18 protein-coding genes are annotated in these 18,475 nt (G+C 68.4%); 9 read left to right on the top strand and 9 right to left on the bottom strand.

Translation table 11 applies throughout. From position 1 onward, the window contains the following. The first annotated feature begins 79 nt into the window (after positions 1–79). Positions 80–616 (top strand): DUF3016 domain-containing protein, encoded by a 537-nt coding sequence (locus KF907_RS06595; RefSeq protein ID WP_291219185.1) that lies wholly within the window; start codon positions 80–82, stop codon positions 614–616. A gap of 53 nt (positions 617–669) precedes the next feature. Here KF907_RS06595 and KF907_RS06590 read toward each other — a convergent pair whose 3' ends face one another. Both KF907_RS06590 and KF907_RS06585 read right to left on the bottom strand, forming a co-directional pair. Beyond that, positions 670–1,446, bottom strand: a complete 777-nt coding sequence (locus KF907_RS06590) for a YdcF family protein (protein WP_291219183.1) — start codon at positions 1,444–1,446, stop codon at positions 670–672. Between the two features lie 13 nt (positions 1,447–1,459). Then, the gene (locus KF907_RS06585) at positions 1,460–2,647 is read right to left on the bottom strand and encodes a class I SAM-dependent methyltransferase (protein WP_291219182.1); all 1,188 of its coding nucleotides are present in this window, start codon (positions 2,645–2,647) and stop codon (positions 1,460–1,462) included. Between the two features lie 65 nt (positions 2,648–2,712). On the opposite strand from KF907_RS06585, the gene KF907_RS06580 reads away from it, so the two are divergent. Further along, the gene (locus KF907_RS06580; protein WP_291219181.1) at positions 2,713–3,459 is read left to right on the top strand and encodes a pteridine reductase; all 747 of its coding nucleotides are present in this window, start codon (positions 2,713–2,715) and stop codon (positions 3,457–3,459) included. A 34-nt stretch (positions 3,460–3,493) separates the two neighbouring features. Here KF907_RS06580 and KF907_RS06575 read toward each other — a convergent pair whose 3' ends face one another. From KF907_RS06575 to tsaD, 4 genes are all read right to left on the bottom strand, one after another. Beyond that, positions 3,494–4,342, bottom strand: a complete 849-nt coding sequence (locus KF907_RS06575; protein ID WP_291219180.1) for a DUF6159 family protein — start codon at positions 4,340–4,342, stop codon at positions 3,494–3,496. Between the two features lie 213 nt (positions 4,343–4,555). Beyond that, positions 4,556–5,050 carry a 2-amino-4-hydroxy-6-hydroxymethyldihydropteridine diphosphokinase gene (folK, locus tag KF907_RS06570; protein WP_291220262.1) on the bottom strand — a complete coding sequence of 165 codons (495 nt, stop codon included), beginning with the start codon at positions 5,048–5,050 and terminating at the stop codon, positions 4,556–4,558. A 233-nt stretch (positions 5,051–5,283) separates the two neighbouring features. Then, on the bottom strand, positions 5,284–5,652 hold the full coding sequence (folB, locus tag KF907_RS06565) for a dihydroneopterin aldolase (protein WP_291219179.1): 369 nt from the start codon (positions 5,650–5,652) through the stop codon (positions 5,284–5,286). Positions 5,653–5,689: 37 nt separating this feature from the next. Beyond that, positions 5,690–6,733: a tRNA (adenosine(37)-N6)-threonylcarbamoyltransferase complex transferase subunit TsaD gene (tsaD, locus tag KF907_RS06560; protein ID WP_291219178.1), complete on the bottom strand. Its 1,044-nt coding sequence runs from the start codon at positions 6,731–6,733 to the stop codon at positions 5,690–5,692. Between the two features lie 59 nt (positions 6,734–6,792). Here tsaD and rpsU point away from each other — a divergent pair, with 59 nt between their 5' ends. From rpsU to thrC, 7 genes are all read left to right on the top strand, one after another. Then, a complete protein-coding gene (rpsU, locus tag KF907_RS06555) occupies positions 6,793–7,008 on the top strand; it encodes a 30S ribosomal protein S21 (RefSeq protein ID WP_092405488.1) in 216 nt (71 codons plus the stop codon). A 170-nt stretch (positions 7,009–7,178) separates the two neighbouring features. Next, positions 7,179–7,625 (top strand): GatB/YqeY domain-containing protein, encoded by a 447-nt coding sequence (locus tag KF907_RS06550; RefSeq protein WP_291219176.1) that lies wholly within the window; start codon positions 7,179–7,181, stop codon positions 7,623–7,625. Positions 7,626–7,722: 97 nt separating this feature from the next. Then, entirely contained in the window at positions 7,723–8,190 is a 468-nt protein-coding gene (locus tag KF907_RS06545) for a hypothetical protein (protein ID WP_291219175.1), read from the top strand. A gap of 125 nt (positions 8,191–8,315) precedes the next feature. Then, positions 8,316–10,124 carry a DNA primase gene (locus KF907_RS06540; RefSeq protein WP_291219174.1) on the top strand — a complete coding sequence of 603 codons (1,809 nt, stop codon included), beginning with the start codon at positions 8,316–8,318 and terminating at the stop codon, positions 10,122–10,124. Positions 10,125–10,411: 287 nt separating this feature from the next. Further along, positions 10,412–12,934 (top strand): bifunctional aspartate kinase/homoserine dehydrogenase I, encoded by a 2,523-nt coding sequence (thrA, locus tag KF907_RS06535; RefSeq protein ID WP_291219172.1) that lies wholly within the window; start codon positions 10,412–10,414, stop codon positions 12,932–12,934. Between the two features lie 95 nt (positions 12,935–13,029). Next, positions 13,030–14,007: a homoserine kinase gene (locus tag KF907_RS06530; RefSeq protein WP_291219170.1), complete on the top strand. Its 978-nt coding sequence runs from the start codon at positions 13,030–13,032 to the stop codon at positions 14,005–14,007. Next, positions 14,004–15,293 carry a threonine synthase gene (thrC, locus tag KF907_RS06525; protein ID WP_291219168.1) on the top strand — a complete coding sequence of 430 codons (1,290 nt, stop codon included), beginning with the start codon at positions 14,004–14,006 and terminating at the stop codon, positions 15,291–15,293. Before KF907_RS06530 ends, thrC begins: the two co-directional genes overlap by 4 nt. A 195-nt stretch (positions 15,294–15,488) precedes the next feature. On the opposite strand, the gene KF907_RS06520 is transcribed toward thrC, so the two are convergent. The 3 genes from KF907_RS06520 to yihA form a co-directional block, all read right to left on the bottom strand. After that, entirely contained in the window at positions 15,489–16,199 is a 711-nt protein-coding gene (locus KF907_RS06520) for a penicillin-insensitive murein endopeptidase (RefSeq protein WP_291219166.1), read from the bottom strand. Further along, a complete protein-coding gene (locus tag KF907_RS06515) occupies positions 16,196–17,584 on the bottom strand; it encodes a glutamate--cysteine ligase (RefSeq protein ID WP_291219164.1) in 1,389 nt (462 codons plus the stop codon). Before KF907_RS06515 ends, KF907_RS06520 begins: the two co-directional genes overlap by 4 nt. A 188-nt stretch (positions 17,585–17,772) precedes the next feature. Beyond that, complete coding sequence (gene yihA / locus KF907_RS06510; protein ID WP_291219162.1) at positions 17,773–18,378, bottom strand: ribosome biogenesis GTP-binding protein YihA/YsxC; 606 nt, start codon at positions 18,376–18,378, stop codon at positions 17,773–17,775. Positions 18,379–18,475 lie beyond the last annotated feature (97 nt).

Raw genomic sequence — 18,475 nt, 5'->3', positions numbered from 1 at the left:
CACAGGCTGCGACGAAGCCGTACCCTGCGGCGTCCCTGCAGGCGACACCGCTGACCGCATTCCGCCCAGAGTGACCCACATGAACCCTGCATATTCACTGCTCCGCCCTTTCCTTTTCGCCGGCCTCGCTGCCGCATCGCTCACCATCGCTGCCGCAGAAGCCCCGCCCTCACGCGTCAGTGTCGAATGGTCAGACGTGGCCTCGTTGTCCGAGACGAAGGAAGCGCACGGCCGCGGCTGGCAACGCGGCGAAGCCTGGCTCGTCGACCTGCGCAAGCACCTCCAACGCAGCGCAGAGCGCGTGCTGCCGCCCGGAGACCGCCTCGACGTGACCATCACCGACATCAAGCTTGCCGGTGCGTATGAACCATGGCGCGGCTCGCGTTACGACGACGTTCGCATCGTCAAGGACATCTATCCGCCGCGAATCGACCTGAAGTTCGTTCTGAGCGGCGCCGATGGGCGGGTCATCGCCGAAGGCGAGCGCAAGCTGCGCGACCCCGGCTTCCTCACCCGCACGATCGCCAATACCAGCGACCCGCTGCGCTACGAGAAGCGCCTGCTCGATGAGTGGCTGCGCAACGAACTCACCGCCGACGCACGCAAGGCCCCCTGACCGCTGGTGCCACGGGGGCGTTTGTCGAAAGCGGCGAATGCCGCGTCACGTGCTCAACCTTCACCTGCATCACGATGCGGGTCACGGGTGGTGTCGCGCAGCCAACCCAGCCGATAGGCTGCTTCGCCGACGAGTTCGTGCAGCACGAGATCGGCCTTGAGAAGACCGGTCGTCGATGGCAGGAAATAGCCAACGCCGCCGAAGGGTGCGTGGCGATAGTCGACCGGCCATGCGCAGACCTCGAAGCCGGCCTGCTCGAAGGCGTAACGCGCCCGCGGCATGTGCAGGGCCGACGTCACCAGCACGATGTGGCGCGCAATCGGCGGTTGCATTTCGGAGGAGTAGCGCGCGTTCTGCCAGGTCGTGCGCGACCGGTGTTCGAGGCGCAGACGTTCCGGCGCGACGCCGAGCTGGCGCGCAAGCGCACCCATCAAACCACTCTCGCTGAATGCAAAACGGCTGACGCCACCGGAGATCAACAGCAGCGCATCCGGCTGCGCACGCGCAAGTGCGACGCCGGCGAACAAACGGCGCAGGCTGGCCTCGGTCAGTGCCGAGAAGTCGTCATCGCCGCGTGCTTCGCGGCTGACGCCGCCACCGAGCACGACGATCGTCGATCCTGTCCCCGCCGGACAGCCCATGGCCGGCACGCGCGCCTCCTGCCAGCCGACCAGCGTGTTGGCGACCAGTGGTGTGGTCAGGGCGAGGCAGCCGACCGACACGATGATCACCAGCATGCGCAGCGGCCTTGGCAGCCAGCGCCAGAGCAACAGCGCGAGCAGCGCAAACAACACGCCGAAGCGCAGTGGCGAGACGAGCGAGCTCAGCATCGAACGATCCCGCTCACAGGCGTCGTCGCTCATCGATCGCGGCCAATCCCTGTGGCAAGGCTTCGATCGGCAGGTCACGCGCGAACAGCATGAGCTGGAATCGCTCGCCCATCTCGCCCGGCAGGGTCAGACGCTTGACCTCTTGGGCGAGGCGGTAGCGCGTGACTTCGTCGGCCTGCGCGCAGGCGGCCACGAAACGCGCCTCGAGGCCGGTCGCGAGCAGGAAGGCTCCCTGTCGCGCATAGCCGGCGACGCCGAAACCGGCAGCGTTGCCGGCTTCCGCCAACGCAGTGAAGTCGACCGAGGCGGTGATGTCCTGCAGGCCCGGCCACAGCAAGGCATCGGCGTGCGCGCGATGGCGATAGTGGCAGACCAGGGTGCCGTCGCTGCGCTGGGCGTGATAGCAGACGCGACGCGGATAGCCGTAGTCGATGAACACGGCGAGCCCCGCTTCGAGCGAGCCGAGCACAGCCTGCATCCAGTACGGCAACTGCGGCAGCACCTCGGAGCGATAGCCATCGGCGAACGACTCACCCAGATCGCGCTCAAGGTGACGCACGGCAGCGGTTACGAGGGCGTCGGCTGGTCGGTCAACGATCACGAAGGCATCGTCGACCACGGCGACGTGCTCCTCGAACACCTCGCCATCGCGCAGCGCGAAACGCGTCGCCGGCAGCGCGTCGACGACCTCGTTGGCGAACAGCACGCCGCGCCAGGCATCCTCGGGCGGACGTTCGAGCCAGTCGACGCGGGCGAACACTTCGGCCGGCAGAACGGCGGCTAGACGCTCGCGCTGACGCTCGCGCAGATCGGCGCTCGGTTCGAGGATGCGGTAGCGGGCCGGCAGTTCGCCCGCATCCATCCAGGCGCGCAGGGCGTTTTCGGCAAAGGCGCCGCTGCCGCCGCCGAGTTCGACGAAGCAGGCTTCGTTGCCGGCCGCGTGCAGCGCCGGCGCGAATGCGTCGGCGAGACTCGCGGCGAACAGATGGCCGAGCTCGGGTGCCGTGACGAAATCACCCGCCGCGCCGAACTTGGTGCGACCCGCGCTGTAGTAGCCGAGTCCTGGCGCGTACAGGCAGCGCTCCATGAAGCGTGAGAAAGGCATCGGCCCCTGGCGTTCGATCTCCTCGCGCAGCAACGCGACCAGGCGCGCCGAGTGCGCGCGTTCATCGGCATCGGGGGGTGGCAGGGCAATCGACACGGCTGGCTCATGACGCCGGCTTGCGGCACTCTGTGCAGGATAACAGCGGCTCGGGGATGCCATCGATGGAAGAACCCGCCTCGCGCCCGGTCGCCCTGGTCACCGGTGCCGCGCGCCGTGTCGGCGCGGTGATCGCGCGGCGCCTGCACGAAGCCGGCTACGACCTGGCCCTGCACTGCCGCACCTCGCGCAGCGAGCTCGATGCCCTGATCGCGGAACTCGAACAGGTGCGCCCCGGCAGCACGCTCGCGCTCGAAGCCGATCTTGCCGACGTCGCGCACCTGCCAGGACTGGTCGAGGCGACGGTGACACGCTTCGGTCATCTCGATGCACTGATCAACAATGCCTCGGCGTTCTTCCCGACCCCCCTGGGCCGCATCGATCAGGGCGACTGGAGCGCGCTGTTCGATTCCAACGCGCGCGGGCCGCTGTTCCTGACCCAGGCCGCGGCACCCGCCTTGCGCGCGCGTCACGGCGCGATCGTCAACCTGGTCGACATCTATGCCGAACGCCCATTGCCGGGCTACAGCGTCTACTGCATGGCCAAGGCCGCACTGCTGGCGATGACGCGCGCACTGGCCCGCGAACTGGCCCCGCAGGTGCGCGTCAACGGCGTCGCCCCCGGTGCCGTGATGTGGCCCGAGGATGGCAAGCCCTACGCGCCGCCCACGGACATCATCGCGCGCACGCCACTTGCACGCGCCGGCAGCGCCGACGACGTCGCCGCAGCGGTACTCTGGCTGTTGCGCGATGCCGGGTTCACCACCGGCGAGGTCATCCGCGTCGACGGCGGACGCACGCTGTTCGTCTGACGCCGCCGGGGCGCACGGTCCGGCGGCGGACGACTCAGGCCTTGACGCGGAAAGCGTCGGCGACCAGCGCCGACTGGAATGCGCTACCGGCATCCCCTTCAGCCGCATAGCGGTACAGCGCAGCCGAGTAGATGCCCTGCAACGCCGCCTGCACAAGCACCAGCATCAGCACGGCGACCCCGACCAGCAGCGCCGCCGCCACGATCAGCGCGACCGTCTTGGTTGTCGCGGCGAGCACGATGAGGCCACCGCCTACGAGTACGGTGGCGAACACGATGAAGCCGAACACGAGGCCGATGCCGGTGTTGCCGATCAGGTTCTCGCCCCAGGTCTTCTTCAGCAGCTCGGCGCTGCGCTTGACCGCGTCGATCGGGCCGACGTCGTGGTTGGCCAGCACCGGCACGACCAGGAACGAGGCGACCGTCCAGGCCAAGCCGATCAGCCCGACGACGTACCGCCCGATGAAGCCCGCGCGCTCCTGCAACGCCCGCAGCAGCACGCCGACGGTGGCCGAGATGACCGCGTATCCGAGGATCGCCGGAAGTTTCGACAACGCGATGCGGAAACCGTCGGCCACGGTTGGGTCGCCGCCACGCAAGCGGATCATCGCCGCACCGACAAGCGCTGTGTTGAAGAAGATGATGACGAAATACTGCACGACGTAGAACGCGAACAAACCCAGATAGAGCGTGGGCGAGACATGCCCGCCGTCGCCCAGCGTGGTGACCGCACCGCCGAGCACGGCGGGCACGATGAAGCTCGCGGCGACCACCATGCTCGCGATCGCCGACAGCAACGGAAACAGCAGCAGTTCCTTGTCGGAACGCAGCACCGAGGCACTGGCCTTGATCAGCGACCAGCTCTGCGCAAAGCGGGCGAACATGGAGTCACCTCTCGCGGACAGTGGGACAGGACCGGCAGTATCGCGCAAGTCGGCGGCGGGGGCATCGGAAGCATTGTGGCCGATGCCGCGGCCTTGGCGATCAGGGATGCAGGATGCGCCGCTCCCGCTCCCGGGATGTCCCGCTTGACCAGTCGGAACATCGCGCATGTGCGATCGCGCTGCCGTGCGGGCAGGCGCAGCACGACTGCGCAATCACGATGCGGGCGGCAATGCGACGATCTCGAACACCCGGTCATGCTCGGCATGCCGCCGCCACAGCGCGCCGAGGGTTTCTCCCTCTACCGGGTGGCGGACATCGGCAGCGATGTCGACGAGCGGCTTGAGCACGAAGGCATGGCGCAGCTCGCCGCGCGGAATCTCGAGATGGCCGGGCCCGGTCAGCACGAGGTCGTCGTACAGCACGATATCGACGTCGAGCGTGCGGCTGGACCAGCGCGGCACGTCACGGCGGCGGCCGTGGCGGTCCTCAAGTGCATGCAGCCAGTCGTTGAGTTCGCCCGGCGCGAGGTCGGTGTCGATGCGTGCGGCCAGATTGACGAAATCCGCGCCGGTCATGCCCAGCGCCGGCATGAGGTACGCCGGCGAAACCACGATGTGACCGAAGCGTGCGCGCAGCTCGTCGAGCGCGGCACGCAGGTGGGTGCACGGTTCGATGTTGGAGCCGAGGCTGAGATAGGCGCGGGCCATGCGCGATTCGCGCATGCCTCGCGCTCGCCGGTCAAGTTTCGACGTGGGCCGGCACCGTGAACGACGGCTGCGGGTCCAGGCATGGCTTGAGACGCCCTGAGCAATCCCACGACGGCGTCACCGTCCTGTGCGGGCGCCGAGCTGCGCCCGCACAGGACGGCCCCAACCTTTTGATTCCCAACGACGGGATTGATCAGGGCATCCCTTGCGCAACATGCGCTGCCGCGCATGCATCAGGCGCGATCTGCACGCCCACGACTGCGCTCGATGCGCACGCCGACCGCACGCGAACCGCGCACGGCACCAGGCTTGGCCAAGCGCAGGCTGACGTGGTCGACAGCGAATTCATCGAGGATGATCGCGGCGCAACGCTCGGCGAGGGCTTCGACGAGCTGGAACTCGGCAGCCTCGACGAAGGCGATCAGGCGTTTCGCCACGGCCTTGTAGTCGAGCGTGTCCTCGATGCGGTCGGTGGCGGCCGGCTTGGTGTTGTCGAAGCGCATCTCGATGTCGAGGGCGACGGTCTGGCGGATGCGTCGCTCCCAATCGTAGATGCCGATGACGGTGTCGATGCGCAGGTCTTCGATGAATACGGTGTCCATGGATGCTGTGCGATCCGGATGTGAGTAGTGTGCCGATTCAGGCGACCAGCGCCGGCAGGCTTTCGAGATCCCAGCGTGGACGCACCTGGATCTGTGCATCGCTGAGCTGCCCGGCCTGCAGGCGCAGGGCGCCGGCCATGGCAATCATGGCGCCGTTGTCGGTGCAGAACTCCAGACGCGGGAAGTGCACCGTGAAACCTTCCGCCTGCGCAGCCTCGGCAAGCTCGGCGCGCAGGCGACGGTTGGCGCCGACACCGCCGGCGACGACGAGGCGGCGCGCACCGGTCTCGGCCAGCGCGCGACGACACTTGATCACCAGCGTCTCGACGATGGCTTCCTCGAAGGCGCGGGCGATGTCGGCGCGCGCGCCTTCGCCCTGGTCGCTGCGCTGCCAGGCCAGCAGGACCTGGGTCTTGAGGCCGGAGAAACTGAAGTCGAGGCCGGGACGGTCGGTCATCGGCCGGGTGAAGCGGAAGCGGCCCGGCGTGCCGGCCTCAGCCAGCTTCGCCAGCGCCGGACCGCCCGGATACGGCAGGCCCATCAGCTTGGCGGTCTTGTCGAAGGCCTCCCCAGCGGCATCGTCGAGGGTGTCGCCGAGCAGGCGGTAGCGGCCGATCGCGGCCACTTCGATCAACATGGAATGACCGCCGGAGACGAGCAGGGCAACGTAGGGCGGTTCTGGCGGGTCCGCTTCGAGCATCGGCGCGAGCAGGTGCCCTTCCATGTGGTGCACGCCGATGGCTGGGATCTCCAGCGCCCAGGCCAAGGCGCGCGCGGCGGCAGCACCCACCAGCAGGGCACCGACCAGGCCTGGACCGGCGGTGTAGGCAACGCCGCCGAGATCATCGACCCCCAGCCCGGCGCGCCCCAGCGTCTCGCGGACCAGGGGCAGCAGCTTGCGCACGTGGTCACGCGAGGCCAGTTCGGGCACGACCCCGCCGTACTCGGCGTGCAGGTCCACCTGGCTGTACAGGGCGTGCGCGAGCAGGCCGCGGGCCGGGTCATAGACAGCCACCCCGGTCTCGTCGCAGGAAGTTTCGATGCCGAGCACGGGGCCCGGCTTTGCAAACGGCAAAGTCATCACGATAGAATGCGCGGCTCGCCCAAGAGCCCGGGTGACGAGTCTACCGCGGAGATCCCATGCCCAGCGTCAAAGTTCGCGAAAACGAACCCTTCGAATTTGCCCTGCGCCGCTTCAAGCGCACCTGCGAAAAGGCCGGCGTGCTGGCCGAAGTGCGCAAGCGCGAGTTCTACGAAAAGCCGACCCAGGAGCGCAAGCGCAAGCGTGCGGCTGCGGTCAAGCGCCATCTGCGCCGCGTCTCGCGCGACGTGACCAAGCGCCAGCGGATGTACTGATCCAGTCGGCGGCAGGTTCGCTCAGGCGTCCTGCCCCGCAGCGAAGGCGGCCGCGGCCGTCTTCCGCACCCGGGCGATCTTCGAGGCCGGCGTTGCGCAAGCAGCGCCGGCTTTTTGCGTCTGCACCGTTCCCCGGCGACCCGCGTCGCCATCCAACCGGATTCCCATCCATGTCGCTCAAGAACCGCATCACCGATGACATGAAGGCCGCGATGAAAGGCGGCGAGAAGGACCGCCTCGGCGTGATCCGCCTGATCCTCGCCGCGCTCAAGCAGCGCGAAGTCGACGAGCGCATCGTCCTCGACGACGCCCAGGTCACCGCCGTGCTCGAGAAGATGCTCAAGCAGCGCAAGGACTCGATCGAGCAGTACACCGCCGCCGGCCGCGATGACCTCGCCGCCGTCGAGCGTGCCGAAGTGGCGGTGATCCAGCTCTACCTGCCGGCGCCGCTCGACGAGGCCGAGATCGAGGCCATCGTCACCCGCACGATCGCCGAAGCCGGCGCCAGCGGCCCGAAGGACATGGGCAAGGTCATCGGCCTGGTGCGCCCGCAGGTCGCAGGGCGCGCCGACATGGGCCAGGTTTCGGAGCTGGTGAAGCGCAAGCTCGCCGGCTGAACCGCGGCCGCACCCGGATCCGCGCGGCTGCGTTCGGCTTGGCCCCCTTTTTCGGTTTTCGTCGTTTTGAGGAACACCCACGAAGGAGGTCACCCGCATGATCCGCACGTCCCTGCTTGCCTGCACCCTCACCCTCACCCTCGCCTTCGGCGCCGCCCTGCCCGCGGCCGCCGCGGTCAAGGAACCGGACCACATCCGCCAGCTGCACACCTCGCCGACGGTCGGCCAATACAAGATCGCCGCGGTGCGCGGCCCCGGCGTCTTCGTCGGCGCCAGCGTGGTCGGCCTTGGCATCGACGCGACGCAGACTACCGCCTACGTCGCCATCGACGGCCGGGTCATCATGCTGGGCTCGCTCAACGCCGCCGATGCCGCATTCGGCGGCAACGTCAATTCCGGTGTCGGCGTCGCCTACGCCAAGGACCTCGGTGGCCGCGCCCGTGCCAGCTTCGGCTTTGCCGAACCGCTGCGCTTCGAGCGCGAGCTGCACGTCTACGTGCGTGTCGACGCCGGCACGCCGATGGCCGTGTTCGGCGATGTCGTCTGGGGTGCGGACGCGGATTGACGGTAGCCGTAGTAGCCCGTTCACGGGCGATGCCTTCTTGCATCGCGTCGAAAAGCATCGCCCGTGATCGGGCTACTACGCGCAAGAACGCAGGGTTTCGCTGCGCCACGCCGTAAACTAGCCGGATGGCCGGCCGCATCCCCGAGCGCTTCATCGACGAACTGCTGACACGCATCGACATCGTCGAGGTGATCGGCGAGCGCGTGCCGTTGAAGAAGGCCGGGCGCGACTGGAGCGCGCGCTGTCCATTCCATGACGAGCGTTCGCCGTCGTTCACGGTCAGTCAGAACAAGCAGTTCTACCACTGCTTCGGCTGCGGCGCGCACGGCAGCGCGATCCGCTTCCTGATGGACTACGACCGCCTCGAGTTCCCCGATGCGATCGAGGAGCTCGCCGCGCGCGCCGGCCTCAAGGTCGAATACGAAGGCGGCCAGCGCGCGGTGCCGCGCGAGGACAGCACCGACCTCTATTCGGTGCTCGAGCAGGCCGCCTCGTTCTTCCGTACCCAGCTCGCACGCAGCCCGGCGGCGCAGGCCTATTTCGCCGGCCGCGGCCTCGACGAGGCGATCCTCGAACGCTTCAACCTGGGCTATGCACCCGATGCCTGGGACGCACTGAAGAACGCGCTCGGCACCACGCCGCAGCGCCTCGCCCTGCTCGACAAGGCCGGCCTGCTCGCCAGCGGCGACCGCGGCAGCCGCTACGACCGCTTCCGCGACCGCGTGATGTTCCCCATCCTCGACCGCCGCGGGCGCACGATCGCCTTCGGCGGACGCATCCTGGCACCGCAGAAGGCGAAGTCACCGCTCGGCGAAGCCGCCGTCGCCGAGGAAGTGGGCAAGGGACAGAACAAATCCGACGGCCCGAAATACCTCAACTCCCCCGAGACTCCCCTGTTCCACAAGGGCCGCGAACTGTTCGGCCTGTGGCAGGTACGCGCCGCCCACACGAAGATCGCGCGCCTGCTCGTGGTCGAGGGCTACATGGACGTGATCGCCCTGCACCAGGTCGGCATCACCCAGGCGGTGGCGACGCTCGGCACGGCGACCACCAGCGACCATGCCGAACTGTTGTTCCGCAACGCCGCCGACGTCTACTTCTGTTTCGACGGCGACCGCGCCGGCCGCCAGGCCGCATGGCGCGCGGTCGAATCGGTGCTGCCGCGCATGCGCGACGGTCGGCAGGCGTGGTTCCTGTTCCTGCCCGATGGCGAGGATCCCGACTCGCTCGTGCGCAAGGAAGGCGTGGAAGGATTCGAGCAGCGCCTCGCTGCGGCGACTCCGCTCAGCGAGTTCTTCTTCACCGAACACTCGCGCGACGTCAATCTCGCCAGCATCGACGGCAAGGCGCGCCTGGCCGAACGCGCACGGCCGATGCTCGCGCAGATTCCCGACGGCGCCTTCCGCGACCTGATGGCGGCCGAACTCGAACGCCGCAGCGGCGCGCGCACGATCACCGCCAGCACCGCCAACGTGCAGCACGCGCGCGCGAACGCCGCACGCGGACGCCCGCCGCAACGCTCGCTGGTACGCACGGCCATCACCCTGCTCGTGCAATATCCCTCGCTCGGCCCGGCGATCGAACCGCCATGGAGCTTCGCCGTGCTGCGTCAGCCCGGCGTGCCGCTGCTGGTCGAGCTGGTCAAACTGTGCCGCGAACGCCCAAACCTGACCACCGGCGCCCTGCTCGAACACTTCGCCGACCGCGAGGAAGCCGCCGCGCTCAACAAGCTCGCCACGCTCGAAGCCCTCGCCAGCGACGAAGCCCAGGCCCGCGCCGACTTCCTCGGCGCGATCGCCCAGCTCGACGTGCAGACCATGCAGCAGCGCCTGGACGACCTCGACGCGAAGCGGAAAGCGTCCGGCCTCACGCCCGAGGAACTCGACGAACTGCGCCGCCTGCTGGTCAGCAAACCGGCGCATCGACGCGCCTGACGGGTGGGCGACATCACGCTTGTGCCATCGTGGCGACCGTGGTCTGCGCCCCGCTGCGCGCGCGCCACAAGCGCTTGCGCATGAAACCATCGCCGCATCCTTGACACGACGACGCGCCATCGGCTCCACTTGCTGCATGCGCACATACGGTACGACCACGACCATTACCACTCCGTCACCGGAGCGGTCGATCGTGCGCAGCTGAAATCCACGAACGAACCCGCTCCTCGACGAGGAAGCGGGCACTCCCCCCTTCCGAAGCGCGCGGGGCCATCACGGGAGACCCGATGAGTCCGCTTGCCAAGCTGTCCGCCACCCTCGCCTCGGCACGCAACCCGGACGCCGATGCGCCGCCGACGATCGCGCACAAATTCGGTGGTTCCTCGCTGGCCGATGCCGGGCGTTACCGCCATGTCGGCAAGCTGCTGCTCGCGCGTGACGACCAGCACCAGGTCAGCGTGGTTTCGGCCATGCAGGGTGTCACCGATGCGCTGATCGGCCTGGCCTCGGCGGCGGCGCGGCGCGAGGACTGGCGCACGCCCTGGCAGGCCTTGCGGGCGCGTCATGTACAGACGGCCGAGGCCCTGCTCGGCGATGCAGCGAGCGCGTTCGTCGCCTGGCTCGATGCGCAGTTCAACGCACTCGCCGACGTGCTCAACGCCCTCGCCGTGCTCGGCATTCCGGCACGCGAGGCAGTCGAATCAGTGCAGGGCCTCGGTGAGGTGTTCTCGGCCAACCTGCTGCGCACGCATCTCCACGCCCTGGGCGGGGATTGCGCCGTGCTGGATGCGCGCGAGGTGCTGGTGGTCGCCCACGGCGAACTCGGCGTCGCCGTCGACTGGGAAGCGAGTGCCGCGCGCCTGGCCGACTGGCGCCGCGCCCACGACGCGCGGCGCATCGTCGTCACCGGCTTCGTCGCCCGTACCGCCGATGGCCGCGCCACCATCCTTGGCCGCAACGGCAGCGACTTCTCCGGCGCGATCTTCGCTGCCCTGTTCGATGCACGTGAACTGCACATCTGGACCGATGTGGACGGCGTGCTCTCGGCGGATCCGCGCCTGGTGCCGGAAGCGGTCGCACTCGATGGCCTGTCTTACGAGGAAGCCTGCGAACTCGCCTATTTCGGCGCCAAGGTCATCCATCCACAGACCATGTTGCCGGCGATGGCGCTCGGCCTGCCGATCCACATCCGCAACACGTTCCGCCCCGACCATCCCGGTACCCGCATCGCCAGCCAGGGCGGCGCCGACGCCGGACCCGTGCGCGGACTGTCGCTGGCCAACGATCTGGCCCTCGTCAACGTCGAGGGTGCCGGCATGATCGGCGTGCCGGGCACCGCCGAACGCGTGTTCGCAGCGCTGCGCGACGCGCGCGTGTCGGTGGTGATGATCTCGCAGGGATCGTCGGAACACTCGATCTGCTGCGTGGTGCGTGCCACCGATGCCGAACGCGCCGAAGTCGCGCTCGATGCCGTGTTCGCACGCGAACTGGCGCTGGGCCAGATCCAGGCGATCACGGTGACGCCGGGCATCAGCGTGCTCGCCGCCGTCGGCGACGGCATGGCCGGAACGCCAGGTGTGTCCGCCCAGTTGTTCGGCACCCTGGGCCGCGCGCGCGTGAACATCCGGGCGATCGCCCAGGGCGCGTCCGAACGCAACATCTCAGTCGCCCTCGACAGCCGCGATGCGGCGCGCGCCCTGCGCGCCGTGCATGCCGGCTTCTGGCTGTCAGCGCAGACGATCTCGGTCGGCATCATCGGACCCGGCAACGTCGGCCGCGAGCTCATCGAACAGCTGCGCGAGGCACTGCCGCGCCTGCGCCGCGACGCCCACCTCGATCTGCGCGTGCGGGCAATCGCCTCGACCCGCCGGCTGTGGACCAGCGAGCTCGGCGAACTCCCGGATGACTGGGCCGAGCGCCTGGCCGCGAGCGAAACACCGGCCGATCTCGACACCTTCACCGCACAGGTGCACGCCACGCACCTGCCACACGCGGTCATCGTCGACTGTAGTGCAAGCGACGCGGTCGCCGCGCGCTATGCCGGCTGGCTCGCTGCCGGCATCCACGTCATCACGCCGAACAAGCAGGCCGGTGCCGGACCGCTCGCGCGCTGGCAGGACATCCGCAGGGCCTGCGCGCAGAGCGGTGCGCGCTGGCGTTACGAGGCCACCGTCGGCGCCGGCCTGCCGGTGATCCAGACCCTGCGCGACCTCATCGATACCGGCGACGAACTGCTCGCCGTCGAAGGCATCTTCTCCGGCACCCTGGCCTGGCTGTTCAACCGCTACGACGGCCGCGAGCCGTTCTCGAAACTGGTACGCGAAGCACTTGCGCTCGGCTACACCGAACCCGATCCGCGCGATGACCTGTCCGGCCTCGACGTCGCACGCAAGCTCGTCATCCTCGCCCGCGAAGCCGGACTCGCGCTTGAACTCGCCGACGTCGACGTGCGCGGCCTGGTGCCGCCGGCGCTGCTCGCGCTCGACCGCGACGCCGCCCTCGCTGCCCTCGAATCGCTCGATGCCGATCTCGCCGCGCAGCACGCCGCGGCGCACGCGAAGGGTTGCGTGCTGCGCTACGTCGCCCGTCTCGACCGCGACGGCACGGCGCGTGTCAGCCTCGTCGAACTGCCGGCCACGCACGCATTCGCACACCTGAGTCTCACCGACAACATCGTGCAATACACGACGCGCCGCTATGCCGACAACCCGCTGATCGTGCGCGGCCCCGGTGCCGGTCGTGAAGTCACCGCTGCCGGCGTGTTCGCCGATCTGCTGCGCGTGGGCGCGGGACTGGGGGCGAAGCTGTGAGAAACCGGGAATCGGGAATGGGGAATGGGGACTCGTCCAAGGCGGATGGCTCGACCGTTTCGCGAAACCTTGACCCGGTATCGAATGCCAAGTCGATGACGGCTGCTGCCAACGCCAATCCCGACTCCTCCGCATTCCCCATTGCTCATTCCCGGCGTGCTGCGTGCGCGCATGCCCCAGCCAGCATCGGCAATGTCGCCGTCGGCTTCGACATCCTCGGGCAGAGCCTGGCCGGGGCCGGCGACGTCGCCACGGTCACACGCATCGACGAACCGCTGGTGCGCATCGAGGCGATCCACGGTTGCGTGACCGCGCTGCCGCTCGAGGCGGAGCGCAATACGGCCGGGCGCGCATTGATCGCCTTGCGCGAGGCGCTGGCGCTGCCGTTCGGCTTTGCCGTCGAACTACAAAAGGGCATTGCGCTCGGTTCCGGCATGGGCGGCTCGGCCGCCTCGTGCGTGGCCGCGCTGGTCGCAGCGAATGCCTTGCTCGACACGCCGCTCGCGCCGGAAGCGCTATACCCGTTCGCGCTCGCCGGCGAAGCCGTCGCCAGCGGCAGCCGCCACGGCGACAACGTCGGACCCATGCTGCTGGGTGGCCTGGTGCTGGCCACGAAGGACCGTCTCGTGCGCATACCGGTACCCGATGCGTGGCATTGCGCGGTCGTACATCCCGATGCCGTGCTGGAAACACGCCGCGCGCGCGAGGCGCTCGCCGGCGCCTATGCCCTCGGCGATTTCGTCGCGCAAAGCGCCAACCTCGCCCTCGTCCTCACCGGCTGCCATCGTGGCGATGCCGACCTGGTGCGCGCAGGACTCGCCGACGTGCTGGTGGAACCACGCCGCGCGCCCCTGATCGCCGGTTTCGATGCGGTCAAGCGGGCCGCGCTCGCCAGCGAGGCTTTCGGCGCGAGCATCTCGGGCGCCGGCCCGAGCGTATTTGCATGGTTCGCGGACCGTGCACAAGCGGACATCGGCGCGCAGGCGATGCAAGCTGCATTCGCCGATGCCGGCTTGGCCAGCGACGCCTTCGTTTCGCCGATCAACGGCCCGGCCGCCGGAGTACTCGCATGAAGTTCATCAGCACGCGTGGCGGCACACCACCGACGTCGTTGAGTGCCGCCCTCGTCGCCGGCCTCGCGCCCGATGGCGGCCTTTACGTGCCCGATGCCCTGCCACGTTATGGCCAGGCCGATTTCGATGGCGCCAACACCCTGGCCGAGGTTGCCTCGCACCTGCTCGCCCCGTTCTTCGCCGACGACCCACTCGCCGCCGACCTGGCCACGATCTGCGCCGAAGCGTTCGCCTTCGAGGCACCGCTGAAGCCGACCCGCATCGACGGTTGCGCCGTGCTCGAGTTGTTCCACGGCCCTACCGCCGCGTTCAAGGACTTTGGTGCACGCTTCCTTGCCGCCTGCATGCAACGCCTGCGCAAGCCCGACGATGCGCCGCTGACGATCGTCGTTGCGACTTCGGGTGATACGGGTGCCGCAGTCGCCGCAGCCTTTCATCGTCGGCCGGGCCTGCGCGTCGTCATCCTCTATCCCGATGGCCGCGTATCGCCGCGCCAGGCCCATCAGCTTGGCTGCTTCGGCGACAACGTGCGCGCGCTGCGCGTGGCCGGCAGCTTCGACGACTGCCAGCGCCTTGCCAAGCAGGCGCTCGGCGACACCACCCTGCAGGCACGCCTGCCGCTCAGCTCGGCCAACAGCATCAGTCTCGGCCGCCTGCTGCCGCAGATGACCTATCACGCACACGCCGCGCTCACACACACACGCCGGCATGGTGCACCGCTCAACCTCATCGTGCCGACCGGCAACCTCGGCAACGCCTTCGCCGCGATCCTCGCACGCGCTTGCGGCCTGCCGATCGGCCAGATCGCGCTGGCGACCAACGCGAACGCCGTTCTGCCCGACTTCTTCGCCGGCGCCGACTACGCCCCGCAGGCCAGCATCGCCACGCTCGCCAACGCGATGGACGTGGGCGCACCGAGCAACTTCGAGCGCCTGCGCTGGCTGTATCCCGACGCGGCACAGCTACGCCAGACCTTCCTCGCCGAATCGGTCGACGACGCGACGATCCGCACCGTCATCGCACGCGGTGAAGCCGACTACGGCGAGACCTTCTGCCCGCACACCGCCTGCGCCATCGCAGTGTTCGAGCGCCTGCGTGCGCGTGGCATCGGCGGCGACTGGGCCATCGCCGCGACCGCACATCCGGCCAAGTTCGACCAGGTGGTCGAACCGCTGCTCGGTCATGCCGTCGCCGTGCCGCCCGCGCTGGCCGAACTGCTCGCCCGACCGGCGCAGGCCGAGCCAATCGATGCGGAGTACACGGCGTTCGTGCGCGCACTGCATTGATGCGCAAGGAGCCGGTTTCGCCAGGACGATGCCATTCGCCTGTGCCGGGCAAACCCTGTACAGGGTGCGCACTGTGTTTGCTTGGGTCACCGTGAATCGTGGCCCGATGCTGTCGATCTCGCGATCCGCTCCATCGCTCACCTCTCCTCCTCGGCAATTCAGTTTCGGCCAGCGAAAACAACGCGACTGATCCGATCAACGCAACGGCCGGCACCTGACCGCAAAGTCGACGTGATAGTGCTCGTCGTGACGGACCCAGGCGGGCCGGCTCATGAACCTGAGGTTGCTGCGCAGTGCATTGCCATGTCGGGTCGCATACAGGCGCGGCAGCCACGCCGGCTCGAAGATGACGAGTGCAATACCGGCGTCGTGCGCTTTCGCCGCGGCATCCAATGCGATGAGATGTGCCGCCAACGCCTCGAAATCGAGCGTGTATTCCTGCCAGCGGCCATCGCGGTCGAATTCGATCGAGTAGCCATAGCGATTCGCCACCGTCGTCGGCAGCGTCACGGCGCGCCCGCCTGCATCGCGGACCGGCACGAAGAAATCGACCGAGAGGCCGTTCTGGTGCGTGCGATGTGGGTAGAAGCGCCCGCCTTCGGCGAAACCCGTTTCGCCATAGACGAAAACGAGATCCGGGTGGTCGCGTTCGAGTCGCGCGTACGCATCGACGACGATGTCGCGGACGCGCGCATGGACGTAGGTCCGGCCGAGCATGCGTGCCAGTGACGTGTATGCCGAAAAGTTGGAGCCGCTTACCGGCAGGGGCACGCCGCCGTCGAGCGAGCCGCGCGACACGCTGCCGTGGCAGGTACTCGATGTCGCATTGCCGTGACCATCCGAGCCGGCAGTCGCGCACGCCACCAGGGTAACGAGAGCGAGCCGCAGGCGCAGCGTGGCACTCAAAAGGCAAACTCCGTGAACACCGGATCGACGCTGCCGTTCCATGCACCGTGGAACAATTCGAGCTTGCGCTCTGCGGGTGTCTGGTTGGTGGCGACGATCTCGAGCAGGGGTTCGAGAAAGATCGATTCGTCGGCGCCCTTGTGGTTCGTGCGTGCGCGGCGGGCGAGACCGGCGGAGGAGATCTTCAGGACCTCGCCGGCCACGTCGCGCACCGTGCCGCCGCGGAACGGCAGCTTCAGCGCATGCTTCGGCACGCCATCGCGCAAGGCGTGGCGTTCGTCGCTGGTGTAGTCCTTGACCAGATCCCAGGCGGCATCGAGCGCGGCGTCGTCGTAGAGCAGGCCGACCCAGAAGGCCGGCAGCGCGCACAGGCGGTTCCACGGCCCGCCGTCGGCGCCACGCATCTCGAGGTATCGCTTGAGGCGGACCTCGGGAAAGGCGGTGGTCATGTGGTCGGCCCAGTCCTTGAGCGTCGGCACCACACCGGGCAGTTCGTCGAGTTCGCCGCGCAGGAAACGGCGGAACGAACGACCGGCCAGGTCGTGGTAGACGCCATCGCGATAGCTGAAATACATCGGCACGTCGAGCAGGTAGTCGACGTAGCGCTCGTAGCCGAAACCGTCCTCGAAGACGAAATCGAGCATGCCTGTGCGGTCGGGGTCGGTATCGGTCCAGATGTGCGAGCGGTAGCTGAGATAACCGTTCGGCCTGCCTTCGGTGAATGGCGAATCGGCGAACAGTGCGGTGGCAATCGGCTGCAGGGCGAGCGATACGCGGAACTTCTTCACCATGTCCGCTTCGTTGGCGAAGTCCAGATTGACCTGCACCGTGCAGGTGCGCGTCATCATGTCGAGGCCGAGCGAGCCGACCTTGGGCATGTACTCGCGCATGATCTTGTAGCGCCCCTTCGGCATCCACGGCATGTCGGCGCGCGACCACTTCGGCTGGAAGCCCATGCCGAGGAAACCGATGCCGAGGGCATCGGCGACGGACTTGACCTCCTTGAGGTGGCCGCCGACCTCGCGACAGGTTTCATGGATCGACACCAGCGGTGCCCCGGACAGCTCCAGCTGGCCAGCCGGTTCGAGCGTGACCGAAGCCTGGTCGCGCAGCAACGCGATGAGCCTGCCGTTCTCCTCGACGCGTTCCCAGCCAAAGCGGGTCAGCCCTTCGAGCAGGGCGCCGATGCCGTGCGGACCCTCCCAGGTCGGCGGGCGCAAGGCTTCATCGGCCGACGTCGTCGCGTCGGGGATGCGAAAGCCGAACTTCTCGTGCTCGGTGCCGATGCGCCAATCGGCCGGCGGCCGCGCGCCGGAGGCGATCGACTCGACCAGTTGCCCGCGCTGCGTGATCGGCTCGTCCTTGGCGGAACTGGGTCCGGACATGGCGGGATTCCTCTGGGTTGACCCGGCGATATGGGGTTGCCGCGGGTTCATGCAAGCGCTGCGGCGACCCCACCGGCGGATGGCCGGCGGCATTCCGCATGAGGGCGGAAAGCGCACCCACCAACTCAGGATGCTTGTGGCAGCGGCGGCCCCGCTTCGCGGTTGACCGCCACTCGCACGGGTTTCGATCAGGCGCTGCCGAGCCAGCGCATGACCACGTCGCGTGCTTCGTCGAGTCCGACCTTGGCGGTGGCCGAGAACAGCTGCACGCTGACGCGCGCATCGGCGCTGCCGTCGGCGCCGAGTTCGGCGCGCACCAGCGCGAGTGTGCGCGCGGCCTCGCTGCGCGAGAGCTTGTCGGACTTGGTCAGCACCACATGACACGGCAGGTCGATCGCCTCGGCATAGGCGAGCATCTGCCGATCGAACTCCTTGAGCGGATGGCGCGAGTCGATGATGAGGACGACGCCCTTCAAGGCCTTGCGTTGCTTGAGATAGGTGTCGACCAGCTCGCGCCAGTGGTCGCGCACACCGACCGGAACCTTGGCGTAACCATAACCGGGCAGGTCGACCAGGCGGCGCGCATCGTCGAGGGAGAAGATGTTGATGAGCTGGGTGCGACCGGGCGTCTTCGACACGCGGGCCAGGCCCTTGTGCGCGGCCAGCGCATTGAGCGCGCTCGACTTGCCGGCATTGGAGCGCCCGGCAAAGGCAACCTCGGCACCGCTGTCGGGCGGCAGGTCGCGCATTGCGTTGGCACTCTTGGAGAACTTGACCGTGTGCAGGATGTGCATGGATGTCCGAGGCGGTTGCGGTGGCGATGCTCCGGGTCCGTCGCCCACCCGCGAACGGGCGCTGCGCACGGGATCGACCGGCCGGCCGGTTTGACCG

It is taken from the genome of Dokdonella sp. (assembly GCF_019634775.1).
Taxonomy (GTDB): domain Bacteria; phylum Pseudomonadota; class Gammaproteobacteria; order Xanthomonadales; family Rhodanobacteraceae; genus Dokdonella.
Note: the sequence above shows the minus strand (reverse complement) of the source record. Positions and strands in the feature narration are given on the sequence as shown.

What these genes read in the sequence shown, in the direction of transcription:
- thrC (WP_291219168.1), top strand. Translation starts at nt 14,004, where the DNA reads ATGAAGTTCATCAGCACGCGTGGCGGCACACCACCGACGTCGTTGAGT.
- KF907_RS06595 (WP_291219185.1), top strand. Translation starts at nt 80, where the DNA reads ATGAACCCTGCATATTCACTGCTCCGCCCTTTCCTTTTCGCCGGCCTC.
- KF907_RS06540 (WP_291219174.1), top strand. Translation starts at nt 8,316, where the DNA reads ATGGCCGGCCGCATCCCCGAGCGCTTCATCGACGAACTGCTGACACGC.
- yihA (WP_291219162.1), bottom strand. Translation starts at nt 18,378, where the DNA reads ATGCACATCCTGCACACGGTCAAGTTCTCCAAGAGTGCCAACGCAATG.
- folB (WP_291219179.1), bottom strand. Translation starts at nt 5,652, where the DNA reads ATGGACACCGTATTCATCGAAGACCTGCGCATCGACACCGTCATCGGC.
- KF907_RS06530 (WP_291219170.1), top strand. Translation starts at nt 13,030, where the DNA reads ATGACGGCTGCTGCCAACGCCAATCCCGACTCCTCCGCATTCCCCATT.
- rpsU (WP_092405488.1), top strand. Translation starts at nt 6,793, where the DNA reads ATGCCCAGCGTCAAAGTTCGCGAAAACGAACCCTTCGAATTTGCCCTG.
- KF907_RS06550 (WP_291219176.1), top strand. Translation starts at nt 7,179, where the DNA reads ATGTCGCTCAAGAACCGCATCACCGATGACATGAAGGCCGCGATGAAA.
- tsaD (WP_291219178.1), bottom strand. Translation starts at nt 6,733, where the DNA reads ATGACTTTGCCGTTTGCAAAGCCGGGCCCCGTGCTCGGCATCGAAACT.
- KF907_RS06545 (WP_291219175.1), top strand. Translation starts at nt 7,723, where the DNA reads ATGATCCGCACGTCCCTGCTTGCCTGCACCCTCACCCTCACCCTCGCC.
- folK (WP_291220262.1), bottom strand. Translation starts at nt 5,050, where the DNA reads ATGGCCCGCGCCTATCTCAGCCTCGGCTCCAACATCGAACCGTGCACC.
- thrA (WP_291219172.1), top strand. Translation starts at nt 10,412, where the DNA reads ATGAGTCCGCTTGCCAAGCTGTCCGCCACCCTCGCCTCGGCACGCAAC.
- KF907_RS06590 (WP_291219183.1), bottom strand. Translation starts at nt 1,446, where the DNA reads ATGCTGAGCTCGCTCGTCTCGCCACTGCGCTTCGGCGTGTTGTTTGCG.
- KF907_RS06515 (WP_291219164.1), bottom strand. Translation starts at nt 17,584, where the DNA reads ATGTCCGGACCCAGTTCCGCCAAGGACGAGCCGATCACGCAGCGCGGG.
- KF907_RS06575 (WP_291219180.1), bottom strand. Translation starts at nt 4,342, where the DNA reads ATGTTCGCCCGCTTTGCGCAGAGCTGGTCGCTGATCAAGGCCAGTGCC.
- KF907_RS06580 (WP_291219181.1), top strand. Translation starts at nt 2,713, where the DNA reads ATGGAAGAACCCGCCTCGCGCCCGGTCGCCCTGGTCACCGGTGCCGCG.